At 38.4% G+C, this 17710-nt stretch carries 17 protein-coding genes; 10 read left to right on the forward strand and 7 right to left on the reverse strand.

Features of this window, described 5'->3' with window-relative positions:
- Positions 1–65 precede the first annotated feature (65 nt).
- Positions 66–530, reverse strand: a complete 465-nt coding sequence (gene trmL / locus DS885_RS16985) for a tRNA (uridine(34)/cytosine(34)/5-carboxymethylaminomethyluridine(34)-2'-O)-methyltransferase TrmL (protein WP_113820582.1) — start codon at positions 528–530, stop codon at positions 66–68.
- Positions 531–863: 333 nt separating this feature from the next.
- Here trmL and DS885_RS16990 point away from each other — a divergent pair, with 333 nt between their 5' ends.
- Together DS885_RS16990 and cysE are read left to right on the forward strand one after the other, a co-directional pair.
- The gene (locus tag DS885_RS16990; RefSeq protein ID WP_113820583.1) at positions 864–1799 is read left to right on the forward strand and encodes a cation diffusion facilitator family transporter; all 936 of its coding nucleotides are present in this window, start codon (positions 864–866) and stop codon (positions 1797–1799) included.
- A 27-nt stretch (positions 1800–1826) separates the two neighbouring features.
- On the forward strand, positions 1827–2606 hold the full coding sequence (cysE, locus tag DS885_RS16995) for a serine O-acetyltransferase (protein ID WP_113820584.1): 780 nt from the start codon (positions 1827–1829) through the stop codon (positions 2604–2606).
- Between the two features lie 30 nt (positions 2607–2636).
- Here cysE and DS885_RS17000 read toward each other — a convergent pair whose 3' ends face one another.
- Positions 2637–2858 carry a DUF1653 domain-containing protein gene (locus DS885_RS17000; protein WP_113820585.1) on the reverse strand — a complete coding sequence of 74 codons (222 nt, stop codon included), beginning with the start codon at positions 2856–2858 and terminating at the stop codon, positions 2637–2639.
- A 172-nt stretch (positions 2859–3030) separates the two neighbouring features.
- Between DS885_RS17000 and DS885_RS17005 the strand changes: the two genes are divergently transcribed.
- Complete coding sequence (locus tag DS885_RS17005) at positions 3031–3264, forward strand: cell division protein ZapB (protein WP_113820586.1); 234 nt, start codon at positions 3031–3033, stop codon at positions 3262–3264.
- Positions 3265–3343: 79 nt separating this feature from the next.
- Here DS885_RS17005 and rraA read toward each other — a convergent pair whose 3' ends face one another.
- The 3 genes from rraA to pyrB all read right to left on the reverse strand — a co-directional run bounded on the left by rraA (position 3344) and on the right by pyrB (position 5367).
- Positions 3344–3859, reverse strand: a complete 516-nt coding sequence (rraA, locus tag DS885_RS17010; protein WP_113820587.1) for a ribonuclease E activity regulator RraA — start codon at positions 3857–3859, stop codon at positions 3344–3346.
- Between the two features lie 107 nt (positions 3860–3966).
- Positions 3967–4422: an aspartate carbamoyltransferase regulatory subunit gene (pyrI, locus tag DS885_RS17015; RefSeq protein WP_181817792.1), complete on the reverse strand. Its 456-nt coding sequence runs from the start codon at positions 4420–4422 to the stop codon at positions 3967–3969.
- Positions 4423–4431: 9 nt separating this feature from the next.
- The gene (gene pyrB / locus DS885_RS17020; protein ID WP_113820589.1) at positions 4432–5367 is read right to left on the reverse strand and encodes an aspartate carbamoyltransferase; all 936 of its coding nucleotides are present in this window, start codon (positions 5365–5367) and stop codon (positions 4432–4434) included.
- A gap of 184 nt (positions 5368–5551) precedes the next feature.
- Between pyrB and dacB the strand changes: the two genes are divergently transcribed.
- A complete protein-coding gene (gene dacB / locus DS885_RS17025) occupies positions 5552–7015 on the forward strand; it encodes a D-alanyl-D-alanine carboxypeptidase/D-alanyl-D-alanine endopeptidase (RefSeq protein WP_113820590.1) in 1464 nt (487 codons plus the stop codon).
- Positions 7016–7102: 87 nt separating this feature from the next.
- Here the strand turns inward: dacB and DS885_RS17030 are convergent, their stop codons facing one another.
- Both DS885_RS17030 and srmB read right to left on the reverse strand, forming a co-directional pair.
- The gene (locus DS885_RS17030; RefSeq protein WP_113820591.1) at positions 7103–8638 is read right to left on the reverse strand and encodes a hypothetical protein; all 1536 of its coding nucleotides are present in this window, start codon (positions 8636–8638) and stop codon (positions 7103–7105) included.
- Between the two features lie 159 nt (positions 8639–8797).
- Entirely contained in the window at positions 8798–10159 is a 1362-nt protein-coding gene (gene srmB / locus DS885_RS17035; protein ID WP_113820592.1) for an ATP-dependent RNA helicase SrmB, read from the reverse strand.
- Positions 10160–10390: 231 nt separating this feature from the next.
- Here srmB and cobT point away from each other — a divergent pair, with 231 nt between their 5' ends.
- The 6 genes from cobT to pilB all read left to right on the forward strand — a co-directional run bounded on the left by cobT (position 10391) and on the right by pilB (position 17609).
- Complete coding sequence (cobT, locus tag DS885_RS17040; protein ID WP_258546945.1) at positions 10391–11446, forward strand: nicotinate-nucleotide--dimethylbenzimidazole phosphoribosyltransferase; 1056 nt, start codon at positions 10391–10393, stop codon at positions 11444–11446.
- A gap of 47 nt (positions 11447–11493) precedes the next feature.
- The gene (locus tag DS885_RS17045) at positions 11494–12270 is read left to right on the forward strand and encodes an adenosylcobinamide-GDP ribazoletransferase (RefSeq protein ID WP_113820593.1); all 777 of its coding nucleotides are present in this window, start codon (positions 11494–11496) and stop codon (positions 12268–12270) included.
- A gap of 12 nt (positions 12271–12282) precedes the next feature.
- On the forward strand, positions 12283–12963 hold the full coding sequence (cobC, locus tag DS885_RS17050; protein WP_113820594.1) for an alpha-ribazole phosphatase family protein: 681 nt from the start codon (positions 12283–12285) through the stop codon (positions 12961–12963).
- Between the two features lie 252 nt (positions 12964–13215).
- On the forward strand, positions 13216–14658 hold the full coding sequence (nhaD, locus tag DS885_RS17055) for a sodium:proton antiporter NhaD (RefSeq protein ID WP_113820595.1): 1443 nt from the start codon (positions 13216–13218) through the stop codon (positions 14656–14658).
- A gap of 835 nt (positions 14659–15493) precedes the next feature.
- Complete coding sequence (locus DS885_RS17060; protein ID WP_113820596.1) at positions 15494–15913, forward strand: pilin; 420 nt, start codon at positions 15494–15496, stop codon at positions 15911–15913.
- Positions 15914–15923: 10 nt separating this feature from the next.
- Entirely contained in the window at positions 15924–17609 is a 1686-nt protein-coding gene (gene pilB / locus DS885_RS17065; protein ID WP_113820608.1) for a type IV-A pilus assembly ATPase PilB, read from the forward strand.
- The last annotated feature ends 101 nt before the right edge of the window (positions 17610–17710 follow it).

Below are 17710 nucleotides of genomic sequence, written 5' to 3' on the forward strand. Positions count from 1 at the left end.
TACTAGATACTAGATGCTAGGTACTCGTATCTCTAACTTCGTATCTAGCATCTCGAATCTCGCCTTTATACTGCCCCTGGAAAGTCTAGTTGACGCCATGCTTCGTAAACAAACACTGAGACAGCATTAGATAGGTTCATTGAACGGCTATCTTCACGCATTGGAATACGTAGTTTTTGTTGTAATGGCAATGCATCTAAAATGCTTGCTGGTAAACCACGAGTTTCTGGACCAAATAGTAATACATCACCATCTTGGAAGTTTGCATTATGGTGATAAGTAGTGGTTTTAGTGGTACAGGCTAGTAAACGCTTACCTTCAACCGCAGCTAAGAACGTATCGTAATCTTTGTGGATATGCACATTGATCATCTCATGGTAATCAAGTCCTGCACGTCTTACTTTTTTCTCATCTAAATCAAAGCCAAGTGGTTCAATCAAATGCAATACACAGCCTGTATTAGCACACAGGCGAATAATATTTCCGGTATTAGGTGGAATCTCAGGTTCGTATAATGCAACTTCAATCATCTGTTTACTCTTGTTTTATAAGTTTAAATACGGCAAAGGTTTATTTTATGGGTGTTTGACGGAAAATAAAAGCAATGAAATATTAATGCTATGGTGAGCAGGCATTAAAAACTTATCAACACCCACATTTATGTTTTATATATTGTATTTAATTGATTGATTAGTATGGATAAAAATACAAGTTATACTGTTTCTGTATAAAGCTAGCCAAGCTAATTTGAAGATGTTTTCACTTGCTTATTTTCAGTGGATGCAAAACATACTAGCGGTTTTTTGTATATAAAATCATAATGGGTATAATACCTGCCCAACTATTTTCAAAGTGGTGTTAACGTGACCCAATCATCGCAATCGCAAGAATACGCTTATTTAATTAAGCGTGCAGGCCATGCCGCTATTATCGCTGCTTCATTGCTTATTATTGTTAAGTTAGTTGCTTGGGTGATGACAGGTTCTTCAAGTATTTTAGCGGCTTTGACTGATTCCTTGATGGATGTAACAACATCAATTATTAACTTGTTTGCTATTAAAATTGCATTGCAACCTGCCGATAAAGAGCACCGCTTTGGCCACGGTAAAGCTGAAAGTTTAGCGGGTTTAGCGCAAGCTGCGTTTATCTCTGGGTCTTCTATATTTTTAATGATTAATGGTATTTCTGCTTTAATCAATAATCAACAGATTCATGCGAGTAGTGTGGGGATTTCAGTGATGATATTTTCGTTACTGGTCACGCTAGCATTAGTGCTATTTCAAAGTTACGTAGTACGAAAAACCAATAGTATGGCGATTAAAGCGGATGCGTTACATTACCGTACTGATATTATGCTAAATGGGTCAGTGCTATTAGCGATTATATTAGCCAGCTATGGTTGGCATTGGGCGGATGGAGTCTTTGCCATTGGTGTTAGTTTATTTATTTTGTATGGTGCCTGGGAAATTGGTATCCAATCTATTGATGCATTAATGGATAAACAACTTCCTCAAGAAGACGAAGAATTAATTATTAAACGTGCTTACAGTGTAAAAGGTGTGCGCGGCGTACATGATTTAAGAACCCGTTATTCCGGATATGTTAAATTTATACAATTACATTTAGAGTTAGATGATGAGCAAAGTTTATTTGATGCGCATCAGAAAGCAGATGATCTTGAGTTAATCTTAGAAACTGATTTTCCTGGTGCTGATATCTTAATTCATCTTGATCCTATTTCAGTGGTGCCAGAAAAAAACTCTCTTGATGCAGTACTAGCTGAGCCATCAACAAAATAACGATACAAAATAGTTTAAGGACAAAAAATGCAATGTAACGTAAAAAACCTTTGGGAGAAGATCAGACAAGAGGCTTGGGATAGTTCTGCTAATGAGCCTATTTTAGCTAGCTTTTTCCATTCAACTATTTTGAATCATAAAGATTTAGCCTCAGCGTTGAGCTATCAATTAGCGAATCGTTTAGACAGCCGCACTATGCCGGGTATCTTAGTAAGAGAAGTGATCGATGATGCTTTTTCAAGCGACCCAAGTTTGATTGAAAGCGCAATGGCAGATATTTTAGCCGTGCAAGACCGAGATCCTGCGGTAGAAGAGTATTCGATTCCACTATTGTACTTAAAAGGTTTCCATGCCATTCAAATTCACCGCGTGGCGCACTGGTTATGGCAAGAAAAGCGTATTGCTTTAGCTTTTTATTTGCAAAATCGTAGTTCAGTGATTTTTGGTGTGGATGTGCATCCAGCTGCCACTATTGGCAAAGGGATTATGTTTGACCATGCAACGGGTGTTGTTGTCGGTGAAACCGCTGTGATTGAAGATAATGTGTCAATTTTACAAGGCGTTACCTTAGGCGGTACAGGCAAAGAGAGTGGTGATCGTCACCCTAAAATCCGCCAAGGCGTTATGATTGGTGCCGGAGCCAAAGTGCTAGGTAATATCGAAATTGGTATGGGCGCTAAAATTGGTGCGGGTAGTGTGGTATTAGAGGCTGTACCTGCACACACAACCGTTGCAGGTGTACCGGCGAAAGTGGTGGGAAAGCCTTCTTGCGATATGCCTTCCCTGTCTATGGAGCAGTGTTTGTGACAGGGTAAATGGCAGTGGTCGATTTAACGGTTAATCTTCGTTTACCAAGGCAAAGCGAGGCTGGCTTTTACCATCGATCACAACATCTTCTACAAACATAGATAACGGTCTTACCCATAATCGTCCTTCTCCGTATAAAGGGCGATATACTACCATCTCTTCATCGGTTTCACTGTGAATAGCAATATCTTCTACTTGGTAAAAATTACCTTTGTAATGCTGGTACTTACCCTTAGTTAATTGTGCTGACATTTTTCCTCTCAAATAATTCAAAATTGCAGTGAGAAGGTTAACATAGTGAGACTTTAAAGACGATTTACATCTTTTTTTCGTAAAAATTAAAACAAAGGTTGAATAAGCGCCGTGGAATGCTTATTCTCGTTGGATTCCAGTTAACCATTTACTTTGTATTAAGGGTCTTTAAATGACATTCGAGCTATTAGAAAAATTAGAAAACAAAATTAACCAAGCTGTAGAGACTATTGCATTGCTGCAAATGGAAATTGAAGAGCTTAAAGAAGATAAAGCCAACCTAGCCGGTAAAACAGAACAGTTACAATCAGAAAATGACCGTCTAAATACTGAGCATCAGCAATGGCAAGATCGCCTAAGTGCATTAGTTGGAAAAATTGACCAAGCAGAAACTAACGTAGACTAATCGCTACTTTAGAGTGCTGTAAATAAAAAAACCAACATTAATGTTGGTTTTTTTATGCTTGTAATCGTTATATTAACGATTAGAAAACATCTTCTTCATCGGCGTCTTCGTCATCTAAGACTAAAGGCTCTGGAGAAATAACAATCCCAGTGCTGTCTGCGTATAAGAAGTCTTCCGGTAAGAAAGTGACACCTGCAAAGTTAACTGGAGAGTTTACCTCACCAATTTCGTCGTCATCTGCTCCCACTGGCATCGCTGTAATAGCTTGAATACCGATATCCATCTCTTCTAGCGAGTCCACTTCGCGTACACAACCATTGACCACAATACCTTCCCAATCGTTTTCCACGGCCAGTTCTGCAATGTGTGCATTGATTAACGCGCGTCGTAATGAACCGCCGCCATCAATTAATAACACTTTGCCTGCACCGTTTTCTTCTAGCACCTGATAAATTAAACCTACCGACTCAAAACACTTAACGGTAACCACTTCTCCGGCAAAAGAGTTGCGTCCTCCAAAATTGGTTAATAGCGGCTCAGCTACATCAATCGTATCGGCGTAGATATCACATAAAACAGAAGTATTGTATTGCATATAAATGCTCACTTTTAATGATGAAGTTTGTAATCAGTATAAACGTAACGCACTCTAATTCAATATTATTCTAGGATATTTGTTGAATGTTTTTTAACCAAGGTTAATTAATCTAACTCGTCAAAAGTTGCGCGCTCAAAAGATTTTTCACAGTAATGACATTTTAGTTTTAAGGTCTGCTTCTGTTTCACATAAAAACGGCTTTGAACGGGCTCATTATGGCTGATGCAATTACTGTTAGGGCAGGATAAAACACCAATAAATGAACTTGGTAATCGCACTTTGAACTTATTAACCACTTTAAAATCTTTAATTTGATTAATTGTCGCATGAGGAGCAAATAATGCTAATTGGTTAGCTTGTTTATCATTAAAGAAGGTATTTTCAATTTTGATTAAATCTTTGCTTTCGCCACTTTGAGTCGCCAAATTAAGCCCAATGGTGATCTTTTCATTGGTTTGTGTAAATTTAAAAAATTTAAGGATCTTGACACCTTGTTGCGCAGGAATATGGTCAATTACTGAACCTTGCTCGATCGCTTCTACTTGTAATTTCTTTTGCATGATCAACTCCTAAGGCTTTGCTTGAAAGTGGTTAGTTAATAATAAAGCGAGCAATGCTTGGCGAGCAAATACACCGTTTTGTGCTTGTTGAAAGTAATAAGCATAAGGTGTGCTATCCACATCCTGATTAATTTCATCAATACGTGGTAATGGGTGTAATACTTTTAGGTTGTCTTTTACATTATTCAACATACTTGCATTTAACAGAAAAGCTGATTTCATATGTTGATACTCAGTTTCATCAAAGCGCTCTTTTTGTACGCGTGTCATATATAACACGTCCAATTCATCAACGACTTCTTCAATACTCGTATGCAAAGAGAAATTAATATTACGTTCTGTTAACTCTTCAATAATATAGTCTGGCATAGCTAATGCTTCAGGTGAAATAAAGTAAAAATTACAGTTAAACAGCGACAAAGCTTGTGCTAAAGAGTGCACCGTGCGGCCATATTTCAGATCACCTACAAAGGCAATATTAAGGTTATCTAATCGCGCTTGAGTTTCATAAATGGTGAATAGGTCTAATAAGGTTTGCGTAGGGTGCTGATTTGAACCGTCTCCCCCGTTAATCACAGGGACTGAAGTAAATTCAGAGGCTAAACGAGCTGCACCCTCTTGCGGATGACGCATAAAGAAAGCATCTGCGTAAGATGAGATAACTTTTACCGAGTCCGCTAGGGTTTCGCCTTTTTGAGCCAGTGATGTATTACCGCCACTGTCAAAACCAATGACACTGCCCCCTAAACGCTGTACTGCGGTTTCAAAAGATAAGCGAGTGCGTGTTGATGCTTCAAAGAAGCAACTAGCGATCACTTTGTTATTTAATAAGGTTGGTTGGGGAGTTTGTTTTAAGGAGTGGGCAGTTTCTAAAATTAATTCTAAATCGGGACGAGATAGATCGGCGATGGAAATGATATTTTTCTGGTACAGCGGATTATTCATTTTTTTACACTCATATTGTCTGGCCAAGTTCTGGGATAAGTGAAGCAGATAACGCGCAAAATTATATCACTATCCTTGTCTTACTATCCAATAGGTTTGTATTTATTAATCTGTTAAATTTTCATCGCATGGTGTGGTGATAAAGGTTATCCTCAAAATTGATTTCTCGATTAAGTGGTTTTATATGTTAAAAGTGTGTTTGTTTTTTATCAGTAGTGTTTTAAGTACAAGTGTTTTAGCGCAACAATGGCAACAGTTACAATCCCTATTACCTAAAGGTACACAGGTCTCTTACCTGGTTTTAGAAGCGGGTAATCAGAAAACCATTGCCGGTTTTCAAGAAGAAACCCTAAAAACCCCAGCCAGCGTACAAAAGTTATTAACGGCTACTACAGCTAAATTAACTTTAGGTGACGACTTCCGTTACCAGACCGTTATTCAAGGTGATAAAAGCAAGTTAAAGGGAGGCATTTATAAAGGGGATTTACGTCTACATTTCTCCGGCGACCCAATGCTAACACGTCAGCATATTAAGCAGTTATTACAGCAGTTAAAACGAACTGGTGTGAATAAAATAGAAGGTGATTTTTTATTAGATAATAGTGCTTTTAACGGTTATCAATGGAGTAACGGCCAGGCTTGGAATGATTTAGGAGTTTGTTATACCTCTCCGACTAGTGCCATTATAGTTAATCGAAACTGTGTTCAAGGAAACTTAAGTGTGACTTCTGCAGAGGCCACTAAGGCAAGGTTATTTGTGCCTGATTATGAACCTGTAGATATCACAGCAGATGTTGATGTGGTCACCAAAGAACAGCGTGATACGTTGTTTTGTGATTTAGAATTAACTCGCGATAGCCATAATAAATATCATCTATGGGGCTGCATGGTTCCACGTAAACGTGCTTTTCCTTTAGCTTTTGCTGTTAACGATCCAAATACCTATGCACAAAAAATTGTCACCGCGGAAATGAAAAAGGCAGGCATCAATCTAATCGGTGATGTGAAAGTGGCTACATTAGCTTACCAAACAAGCATTCTATCTTCTTCTGTTATGGCTTCACACCTTTCTCCGAATTTACCTGTGTTATTGAAGCAGATGATGAAGGATTCAGATAACCTGATTGCCGATAGCTTATTTAAAACTATAGGTGCCCATTACTTTAAGCAGCCAGGTAACTTTCGTAATGGCACTAAAGCGATGAAGTTGATATTAAAAGAGCAGGGCATTGATTTAGAGAATGCTTATATTGCTGATGGCTCTGGTTTATCTCGTCATAACTTAATGAGTGCAGAGTTGTTTATGTCGGTGATGAAATTTGTTTATCAGCAGGACGCTAAGTTAGGTTTGTTGGGTAGTTTGTCCGTTGCTGGTGTTGATGGCACATTAAAATATCATAAGGGTGTGAATAGCAAAGCATTAAAAGGGAAGATCATTGCTAAAACTGGATCATTAAAAGGCGTTGCGAACTTAGTTGGGATTGTGAAAACGCCAACGGGTGATAAGTTGTTTGTATTAATGATTAACGGTTATAACCAAGCAAACAGTGTGACTAATGCAGTGATACCAAGAGTTGAAAAAGCTTCAGTATATCTTTTTGAAAAAGCTTTCTTTAAACATATCTATGAAGGTACAACACCGCAGTAGTTTTACTACCAAGTATTTACAAAAAGGGGCTGTATCTCATTCGATACAGCCCCTTTTTTATGCTTTGCTATTAAAGGTTATTGTTTGTTATTTAATTGAAAACCAAGTGGTTGGTCTGCCTTGAGAAAATAACAACACACCAGTTGATTCTAATGGTGCATCAACTGCTTTAGCGTCAGTCACTTTAAGTGGGTAACTTAATCCGTCGGACTCTAGTTGTAACCATTTTTGATCTTTTTTGACTAACAAATCCTGCCATGAGAAGTGTTGTGTTTGAGCAACCTCAATAGGTGCTTCAATACGTGAAACTCGGCTAGAAAACACTAAACCTTTGTCTTTTTCTTCAAAGACCAACATTTCACAGCCATTACTTGAACACCAATCTAATAAAACAATGGCTTCCTCTTTACCATCACTGTTTAGGTCAAAGCGAACTGAGTTAAAACGGGTGTTTTTAGGATCGGTTCTATGTATCTTAAAGTATTGGCGCACCGCTTGTTGTACTTCTACGTCAACTTGGTTCGGCGCATCTAATTGTTGCGGAGAAAATTGGCGTGTTACCTGTATAGTTTCACTGTCTAGATCGCCATGTTTTGCATTCATTTTATCAAAGGTAATTGGGTGATCGAGTGGTGTGAGTACATTATCTTTATTGATTTCGGTGCAAGATAAACTCAGACCTTCTCGTTTGAAGACTAGTTCTTCACGAATATTTTTATCACCTTCTTTAGTAAGCATCACTACCACGGTATCGGGAGTATTACTTTTCCAAAAACCAGTTTTAATGTTCTGCTCTGAGATTTCACCCTGTTGGAAGACCACAGTATGGTTGTCGTTTAAAGACAAGTTAATATCTTGCTGTTGGATCGCTTGACTAAAATACTCACCCGTATAACTTTGGTCATTATCTAACTCACCTAGCTCACCACAACCAAAAAACTGACCATCCACACTTTCTACTTTAGTGGTGTAACCCCAGTACTCTTTATGGTCAGAAAGGTAACACTGCTCAGGTTCAATTTTTAAGGTCAGACGTTGATCATTGTCATCAATGGCGTGCAGTGTATGTTGTCTTTCACTCTCTATTTTTGAGTTGGTGATGGTGTAAGACTGGTTACTGGTTTTAGCAGCAAAATAGAGCTGGTTGTCATAGATGTTAATACGCCAATAGGGCATGTCACCGGTTGCTTTAAAACTAAAGTTATCAACGGCTTTAGCACACTGTAATGATGACTTTGCAGAAGCCATATGGTGCACTTTATCGATACGCGTTACGACGGATTTACTATACTTTTTATCTGTAAAACTTATTTCACCTGCAAACTCTATATAAACAGGCTCTGACTTACTATTGCCTATCTGCTGATAAATTTCAGCTAATGGTTCTTCTGTTTGAATTGCGTATTGCTCAGGATCATCACAAGGGGTGAAATAAGCTTGGTTATTTTTATAGCTAAGTTGCCCTCTAAAGCTAGTGCCTAATATATGAGAAAAAGGCGTAGCTTGAGGGGTTGTTGAAACTTCACTCACTGTTTCTGTATTGGTTTTAGGTGGGGCAGAAGTACAGGCTGATAATAGGGTGATTAATGACGTTGAAATTAACAATGGATAAGATAGACGCATAATTGACCTTTAGACAGTTTCAGCTGAGAAAAATAAAAACCTTTATTATTATTATAATTACTATAACAGTCTGAAAATAATTGTCTGTAAGCTCAGATAGTTAACTTCTCAATTCTAAGAGAAGTTAACTGTTTTGACAAATATTGATGATAAACTTAATTATTTATCAACGTTTTCTTCTTGGTTTTTGCTTTTACCGGCCCAATTTGGCTTACCCTTAGCTTTAATGGTGCGGTGACGCTGTTTACCCATATCTTGTTTTTTCTTTTGACGCTTCTCTTTTTGCAGGCGTTTTACTTCTTCTTCGCGTGCTTTACCTTTTTTAGTTAAAGGTTTTTTAGTTTTACGTAAACTTGTTTTAGCTTCTTTATGAGCAGGACGTAAACCTTTAATCACACGGCGCTTTAAGATTTGATCTGTATAACGTTCAACCTTAGCCAGAATATCAATATCATGTGCTTCGATAATTGAAATAGCAGTACCTTTTTTACCACCACGGGCTGTACGACCGATTCGGTGCACGTAAACATCTGCACTACGTGGCATATCGTAGTTAATTACATGCGTAATATCAGGTACATCAATACCACGAGCAGCAACATCAGTGGCGATAAGGATATTAGTGGTGCCTTCTTTGAACTGACGTAATGATAAATTACGTTTTTCTTGGTCCATTTCTCCACGTAGGTAGTTACAACGGATATTCAGCTCTGCAAGTTGTGCGACTAACTGCGCAAGACGATCACGGGTTTTTACAAATACAATCATCTTATATACTTGTTCATGCTCTGGTTCTTGCTCAAGGATTGCAGCTAATAATTTTAATTTATGCTCTGGGTTATCCGCTAGATGCACATACTGTAAAATTTTACCGCTTTCTCTGCGTGTTACTTCTGCATCTAATTTAACTGGGTTTTTTAATACGTCACGAGCAAATTCGCGTAAGCCTTTACCTTCCAATGTTGCAGAGAAAAGAGCGGTCATTTTACGCCAGCGAGCTTCACCTGCAATACGGTCCATTTCAGCGATAAAGCCCATGTCTAACATGCGGTCTGCTTCATCTAAAACGAGACATTCAACTTCACGACAATCAAAGGCTTCAGCGTCAATGTATTCCATTAAACGCCCTGGAGTCGCAATCACGATATCCACAGAGCCCATAATGGTATCTTCTTGTTCTTGATATGAGATACCACCGATAATGTTACCCACAACTAGTTTAGTGCCTTCCACTAACTGCTCAGCGACTTCACTGATCTGTACCGCAAGCTCACGGGTTGGCGTTAATACTAAAATACGTGCAGAGCCACCTTTACGACGAGGGTAATCAATCAAGCGTTGTACCGCAGGTAGCAAGAAAGCTAAGGTTTTACCTGTACCTGTTGGCGCGCTGGCCATGATATCTCGTTCATCCATTGCGGGTGGGATCACTAGGTTTTGAATACTTGTAGGGCGTGTGTGGCCCATTTTAGCAACGGCGTTTAATAAATGCTGATCAAGATCAAGCGATGCAAATGACATGAGATTTTCCAATACAATAAAACAAAAAGCACATTATAAAGCAAAGATTGTGTTTAGGGGGGAATTGTCTACTAATTAACGCATTTATTCCTAGGAAAGGCTTGGATTGTTATAAAATTGATTTACCATAAGATAAAATCTTGTATTTACCTCATATAATGTGAACTTAGATATAATAAACGTGTATTCAATGAGTTAATTGATTTAAGTAACCTCGAGTAAGGAAGTTGTGTGTTTGATATTGTTGCCCCACTAGATAAAGTCAGCCAAGAGTTTGTTGATGCTTTACAAGAAAAAATCGACCTTAAAACCAAACCACAAGGTAGTTTAGGCCTATTAGAATCTGTAGCATTTAAAGTGGGGTTTTTACAGCAAACCCTAACACCAAGCTTTACTCATCCGAGTGTAGTTATTTTTGCTGCGGATCATGGCGTGGCAGAAGAGGGGGTTAGTTTATTCCCACAGGTAGTGACTGAGCAGATGGTACTCAATTTTCTGCAAGGTGGCGCTGCCATTAACTGCTTTTCTAAACAACACAATATTGACTTAAAAATAGTTAATGCCGGTGTAAAAGCTAACTTCGACCATATTCAAGCCGATAACTTTATTAATCAGCCTATTGCCTTAGGCACAGAAAATTTTGCGCAGCATGCAGCGATGACTGAGCAAGAATGTGAGGCGGCTATTGCACAAGGTGCTGACATTGTTTTACAGCAACATAAAGCGGGTTGTAATGTCATTGGATTTGGCGAAATGGGTATCGCTAACACTACGTCTGCTGCTGCTATCATGTCGGCACTATTATCTTTATCAGGTCAGCAGTGTGCTGGTAAAGGCACAGGTATTACTGACCAAACTGTGTTATTGAAAGCGAAGGTCATTGACCAAGCAATACAAGCGCATCAGTTACAAAATGCCGATGCACTTACTGTGTTACAAAAAGTGGGTGGATTTGAAATCGCCATGATGGTCGGTGCGATGTTAAAAGCCGCTGAATTATCAATGCTAGTATTAGTTGATGGTTTTATCGCTTCAAGTGCGGCACTCGTAGCCAGTGAAATAAATGAAAACTTTCTACAATATACGCAGTTCTGTCATCAATCTGATGAACAAGCACACCAATTGCTTTTAACTAATATGCAAGCAACGCCATTATTAAATTTAGGGATGCGTTTGGGTGAGGGCTCTGGTGTAGCGGTTGCGTATCCTTTGTTAGTATCTGCATTAGCTTTTTTAAATGAGATGGCATCTTTTAATGATGCAGGTGTTTCGGACAGTGGTCAGTAAAGATTCACTAACAGTTAATTGCACCAATGAATAAGGTTTAAATATAAATGAGGCAGGCAATCACTAAACAATGGACGTTATGCTGCTATGCATTGTCCTTTTTCTCACGTGTACCTGTCCCTGCTTCAACGGATTTTAAAGCTTACCCTTTTCATTTAGGGAATGCCTATTTTCCTTTTGTTGGTTTGTTGTATGCGTTTCTGTGCCTTTTAGCTTATTCATTTACTCATCTGTTTTTTGACGAAAGCCTTAGTGTATTGCTGATGTTAATAGTTGGGCTATTATTTACTGGCGCTTTACATGAAGACGGATTAGCAGATAGCGCTGATGGTTTTGGCGGGGGTTATAATAAAGCACAACGTTTAACGATTATGAAAGATAGCCAAATTGGTGCTTACGGTGTGATCGCGTTAATTATGCTGCTCGCATTAAAGTTAATCAGTCTCACCCAATTGGCTGAGTTAAGTAGCTCAACGCTGTTTGTTACTTTTGTTGTTGCTTCAGTATTAAGTAGAGCAAGTGCCTTGTTAATAATGCAATACAATCAATATGCAAGATTAGATGAAAGCAGTAAATCAACACAGTCTTCACAGGCTTTACCAAAGTCCTATTTTGTAACAACTGTCTTGTTAAGCTTATTGGTGCTGTTTTTGTTGCCATTCAGCACTGCTTTGACGGTTTTATGTTTGTTAATTGCTAATTCTTTTTTCTGGCAGCGATATTTTAATAATAGTATTGATGGTTACACTGGTGATTGCTTAGGATTATTGCAGCAGTTAAATGAGTTATTGATAGTGCTGACTTGTCTCGCGACTTTAAGCTAAAGGTAGGAAGGTATGTCTGACAAAAATCAAAACAACTTTCCTATTGCTCATAACATTTACCTAGTGCGTCACGGTGCGGTAAATTTATCTTCTGATATTTGTTACGGACAGTTAGATTGTGAATTGACGGATAGTTTCGAAAAAGACCTGCAATCATTAATCGATTATTTTCAAAATAAGCAGTTAAAAACTGCAAATATGCAAATTATTAGTAGCCCTTTAATGCGTTGCTTAAACTTAGCAAAGGGCTTACAACAAAGTATTCAACCAACCTTTATTCCTTTAAAAATGGAGAATGCTTTTCAAGAGATTAACTTTGGCGATTGGGAAGGTAAAACATGGGAGCAGATTGGCCAACAAGCCATCGAAGATTGGAATGCTGATTTACTCGACTATCAATTCCCCAAAGGAGAAAGTGCACGGCAGTTTGATTTGCGTGTTGTAACCGCTTGGCAACATCTTCTTCAGCAATTATCCAGTGCCACTGAGCCTCAAAATGTTGTATTGATAACCCATGCTGGTGTTATTCGATCTATTCTTAGCCACTTCTTAAAAATCCCTTTAGATCATGCTTTAACCTTAAAAATAGATAAACTCAGCGTATCGACATTACGTGTTGTTGCACAACAAGCGCAATTATCACAATGCACGGCTATTAATCATATTTTAGGACAATATTTGAGGGTTTATTGATCTACTTTATCTTTTCTGTATTTGTTAAGCGCTAATATCTCCCATACCTGCTTAAATTATTGCTCGAAAAAGTTGGGTTATATAAGCTATCTATCTGATTAATTTTATTATTTTTGAAATTTTGAGCTTGTACAGTCTCAGGCTTCAAAGTTTTCATATTTAGCACTTTGTGAGCGTACATTACCAGTCAGAGCTTATGCTAGAATCGGGCGAAATTTAATGCTTCAATTTATTTACTTTAAGGAAAACGTAATGTTAAAGCTGCCCACACGACTCGGTGTCATATTGACCTTTTTTACCGTGTTCTTCTCTTCTAGTTTGTTTGCTAGTACCGGAGAAACCATTGATTTAACTTCACATGGCATTGGCTATGCGGCCATTCTATTTTTTGCCATTGCCTACTGTTTAGTGATGTTGGAGGATGTTATACACCTTCGTAAGTCAAAACCTGTGTTAGTAGCAGCGGGTATAATCTGGGGCATGATTGGTTATTATTATTCTCAACACGGTATGAGCCATGATGCAGAAGCGGCGTTTCGTCATAACCTATTAGAATATGCAGAGCTGTTCTTCTTCCTGTTAGTAGCAATGACTTATATTAACGCCATGGAAGAGCGTCAATTGTTTGATGCATTGCGCGCTTGGATGGTTAACAAAGGCTTTACACTACGTTTGATTTTCTGGTTAACCGGCGTGTTAGCCTTCTTTATCTCGCCTATTGCCGACAACTTAACAACCGCACTATTAATGTGTGCAATTGTAATGAAAGTTGGCGGCAACAATAAAAAATTCATCTCTATTGCTTGTATCAACATCGTTGTCGCTGCAAATGCCGGTGGGGCGTTTAGTCCCTTTGGGGATATTACTACTCTAATGGTTTGGCAAAAAGGCATGGTTGAGTTTACGACCTTCTTTGCGCTATTTATCCCTTCCGCGGTGAACTACTTAGTACCTGCTATCATCATGAGCTTCTTTATCTCTAAGGACCAAGCAAAAGGTGACGGTGAAGTGGTGATCATGAAGCGTGGTGCTAAACGTATTGTTGGTCTGTTTTTATTAACTATCTTCTTTGCGGTCGCGGGCCATTCTTTCTTAGGTATGCCACCCGTATTAGGCATGATGACCGGCTTAGGTATTTTACAGTTCTTTGCTTTCTTTTTACGTAAAACGCAGAAAAACCATTATCAATTTGCCATGGCGCATACCGTGGATAAAAAAGAGCATGAGCGCTTACGTGGTTTAGGTGACGGTGCACCTTTTGATATCTTCAATAAGGTAGCAAGAGCAGAATGGGATACTTTGTTATTCTTTTACGGTGTGGTGTTGTGTGTCGGTGGTTTAGGATTTATTGGCTATCTAGGCATGATCTCTGAAGCCATGTACAGCAATTGGGATGCAACTTATGCCAATATTACCGTAGGTGTATTATCGGCAATTGTGGATAATATTCCTGTGATGTTTGCGGTATTAAGCATGGAACCAGTGATGAGCCAAGGCCAATGGTTATTAGTCACCTTAACTGCTGGTGTCGGTGGTAGCATGTTATCCATTGGTAGTGCCGCTGGTGTGGCATTAATGGGGCAAGCACGGGGCATTTATACCTTTGGCGTACACTTAAAATGGGCACCGGTGATTGCATTAGGTTATATAGCAAGTATTTTTGTGCACCTTTGGTTTAATGCGGTGTATTTTTAACCTCTGAACACATCCAAGCCCTTGTATGCGGCTTGTTAAGATCCTTCTTATGTTAATAACGTCAGCCATACTTAGTGCGAGGTAATTGGCTGACTTTAAATTTCAATAAAAATGTCACGTTGTCGCTATAAACTGCTTTTTACCTTGCTTGGTGATAAATAATTTATCCCAATGTGCCCATATAATGGGAGCTAGGTTGATTTATAAGATAAAAGTGAACTATTTTAAGCTGTTATTGATGATGGTGGTTATTTAACCTTTACTTATCTATTAATAATTTGGTATAAATAATTCGTTTAAAGTGGGGGGTGACTACTATTTTCTTAATGATGGTTAAGATTAAGTCATTGATAACGGCTTTTGACAATACAATGATAATAGTAAAAAGTAACTTTTTTGTGTAACGTAACATTATGTGACAATTAAACTGGTTTTTTTGAAAAAAAAAACTATTTTATATACAGTCATTATAAATGACGGAACAACGATAAAGGGAACAAGACTGCAAGTGTCATCATGGTGAATAATTGCTAACTATTTAGTTGCATTTAGTTACTTAGCTAATTATTTAGTTATTTAGGTAATTATTTAGTGAATCGTTATTAACTATAATGGCTGACCAGCAGTTGTTGCTAATTAATCGTTATTTTGGAAAATAACCGTTACAAAATAACAGTTACTAATATACAGCAAATTAACAGGATTATTTTTTAATGATAACTTAGCTTGTTAGCATCACTAACTGAGATAAGTGGGAAGAGAAAAATATAAGTTAAAAACCAATTATTGTTTGGTATACACTAAAACAATACTAAACAAAGCTTAAGGATATAAAATGAAAAAAATACAACAGGGTTTTACATTAATTGAATTGTTAATCGTTATCGCGATTATCGGTATTCTAGCAGCAGTGGCACTGCCTGCTTATCAAACTTACACTGCAAAAGCAAAATTTTCAGAGGTTGTTATTGCAACGGGCTCTGTGAAACAAGCAATGGAAGTGTGTGCTCAAATTGATAGCACATTTGTCGGTTGTACAGAAGCAACAACTGCTGTTGATGGTGCTGCTGGTGGTGAGTATATTTCTACAATCTCTATTACAGAAAGTGATGCGGATGCAACTACTATTCAAGCGCAAGCTGTCGAAGATGACGGGTTAGATGGTGAAACATATATCCTAATCGGTAGCAAGGCAGATACTGGACAAGTTACTTGGGAAGTTAGTGGTTCATGCCTTACTAACGGCATTTGTTAAAGTTAGCTTAATGGCAATTCACAATATTAGCGGCTTAGCATCTAGCTTAGCCGCTCGTGGTTTACTTGACCCAGATAAACTGCAACAAATTACTACTTCCTCTATTTCTGAACAGAAAGCCTTAACCACTTATCTTGTTGAAAATAATTTCATTGATAGTGAAACGTTATTAACGTTTTGTGTTGAAGAGTATGGTGTTCCTCTATTAGATATAGATAGTTTGAATATTGAAGAGATTTCTGAGAAATTTTTGCATGCCAAACTAATAGAGAAGCATCATGTCCTGCCTGTCTATGCGCAACAAAAAACCTTATATATTGCGATGGCCGACCCTACCAATGTCTCTGCGTTAGAAGACTTTGGTTTTAGCTTTGGTATGCACACTGAAGCCCTGTTAATCGAAGAAACGAAACTGACCGAAGTTATTGATGCTATATTAGATGACGGCACCAGCTCTCTAGAAGATATGGGCAGTATCGATGACATTGAAGTTGATGAATCAGAGTCGCGTTTAGACGAATCGCAGGCTGTCGATGATGATGCGCCTATCGTAAAATATATCAATGGTGTCTTACTGGATGCAGTGCGTAAAGGCGCGTCAGATTTACACTTTGAGCCCTACGAGAAAAAATACCGTATCCGTTTCCGTGTCGATGGTATTTTACATGAGTTTGCTTCGCCACCGGTTAATCTAGCTAACCGTTTTTCAGCGCGTTTGAAAGTTATGTCTAAACTTGACATTGCAGAGCGTCGTTTACCACAAGATGGTCGTATTAAGCTGAAGATCTCCAATAAACGTAATATCGATTTGCGTGTCAGTACCTTACCCACCATGTGGGGGGAAAAGATCGTAATGCGTATTCTGGATTCCTCTGCAGCGAACCTCGATATTGATAAATTAGGGTATACAGACGAACAAAAAGCCAAATACCTCAATGCCTTAGCTAAACCGCAAGGTATGATCTTAATCACTGGTCCAACGGGCAGTGGTAAAACCGTTTCTTTGTATACCGGACTAAACATTTTAAATACCGTAGAGCGTAATATCTCAACAGCCGAAGACCCTGTAGAGATCAACTTAACCGGTATTAATCAAGTACAGATTAATAATAAAGCGGGCTTAAACTTTGCCTCTGCATTACGTTCTTTCCTACGTCAAGATCCCGATGTTGTGATGGTTGGTGAGATCCGTGATTTAGAAACGGCTGAAATCGGTATTAAAGCGGCACAAACCGGGCACTTGGTATTATCTACACTGCATACTAACTCAGCGGCAGAAACCCTGACCCGTTTATTAAATATGGGCGTGCCCGCCTTTAATATCGCTTCATCGGTGTCCTTGATTATCGCACAACGATTAGGGCGTCGTTTATGCAGTGAGTGTAAAGCGGAGCTAGAAATTTCAGACTCAGAATTATTGCATATTGGTTTTACTGAAGCACAACTCGCTGAAAAACATAATTTGTACCAACCTGTTGGCTGTTCAAAGTGCACCGATGGTTACAAAGGGCGTGTCGGTATTTATGAAGTCATGGAGATGTCTGAGCAATTAGGGCATATTATTCTTAATGAAGGTAACGCCATGCAGATTGCCGAGGCCGCAGAGCAATCTGGTATGCACACCTTAAGACAGTCTGCCATCAAACAAGCATTAAATGGTATCACCAGCCTTAACGAAGTTACCCGTATCACCTAAAGGATCTGGAAATATCCCTCATTGTTTTTATAGGTTAAAAGCAATGAGGAAGCACTAATAAAGTAGAAAAAAGTATAGTCAAAAAATATAAAAAATGAGAT

Origin of the sequence: Psychromonas sp. B3M02, from assembly GCF_003318165.1 — a bacterium.
Taxonomy (GTDB): Bacteria; Pseudomonadota; Gammaproteobacteria; order Enterobacterales; family Psychromonadaceae; genus Psychromonas.

Bases quoted from the DNA above. Each gene is read 5' to 3' on its own strand.
- trmL (WP_113820582.1), bottom strand. From the start codon at position 530: ATGATTGAAGTTGCATTATACGAACCTGAGATTCCACCTAATACCGGA.
- cysE (WP_113820584.1), top strand. From the start codon at position 1,827: ATGCAATGTAACGTAAAAAACCTTTGGGAGAAGATCAGACAAGAGGCT.
- DS885_RS17000 (WP_113820585.1), bottom strand. From the start codon at position 2,858: ATGTCAGCACAATTAACTAAGGGTAAGTACCAGCATTACAAAGGTAAT.
- DS885_RS17005 (WP_113820586.1), top strand. From the start codon at position 3,031: ATGACATTCGAGCTATTAGAAAAATTAGAAAACAAAATTAACCAAGCT.
- rraA (WP_113820587.1), bottom strand. From the start codon at position 3,859: ATGCAATACAATACTTCTGTTTTATGTGATATCTACGCCGATACGATT.
- pyrI (WP_181817792.1), bottom strand. From the start codon at position 4,422: ATGCAAAAGAAATTACAAGTAGAAGCGATCGAGCAAGGTTCAGTAATT.
- pyrB (WP_113820589.1), bottom strand. From the start codon at position 5,367: ATGAATAATCCGCTGTACCAGAAAAATATCATTTCCATCGCCGATCTA.
- dacB (WP_113820590.1), top strand. From the start codon at position 5,552: ATGTTAAAAGTGTGTTTGTTTTTTATCAGTAGTGTTTTAAGTACAAGT.
- DS885_RS17030 (WP_113820591.1), bottom strand. From the start codon at position 8,638: ATGCGTCTATCTTATCCATTGTTAATTTCAACGTCATTAATCACCCTA.
- srmB (WP_113820592.1), bottom strand. From the start codon at position 10,159: ATGTCATTTGCATCGCTTGATCTTGATCAGCATTTATTAAACGCCGTT.
- DS885_RS17045 (WP_113820593.1), top strand. From the start codon at position 11,494: ATGAGGCAGGCAATCACTAAACAATGGACGTTATGCTGCTATGCATTG.
- cobC (WP_113820594.1), top strand. From the start codon at position 12,283: ATGTCTGACAAAAATCAAAACAACTTTCCTATTGCTCATAACATTTAC.
- nhaD (WP_113820595.1), top strand. From the start codon at position 13,216: ATGTTAAAGCTGCCCACACGACTCGGTGTCATATTGACCTTTTTTACC.
- DS885_RS17060 (WP_113820596.1), top strand. From the start codon at position 15,494: ATGAAAAAAATACAACAGGGTTTTACATTAATTGAATTGTTAATCGTT.
- pilB (WP_113820608.1), top strand. From the start codon at position 15,924: ATGGCAATTCACAATATTAGCGGCTTAGCATCTAGCTTAGCCGCTCGT.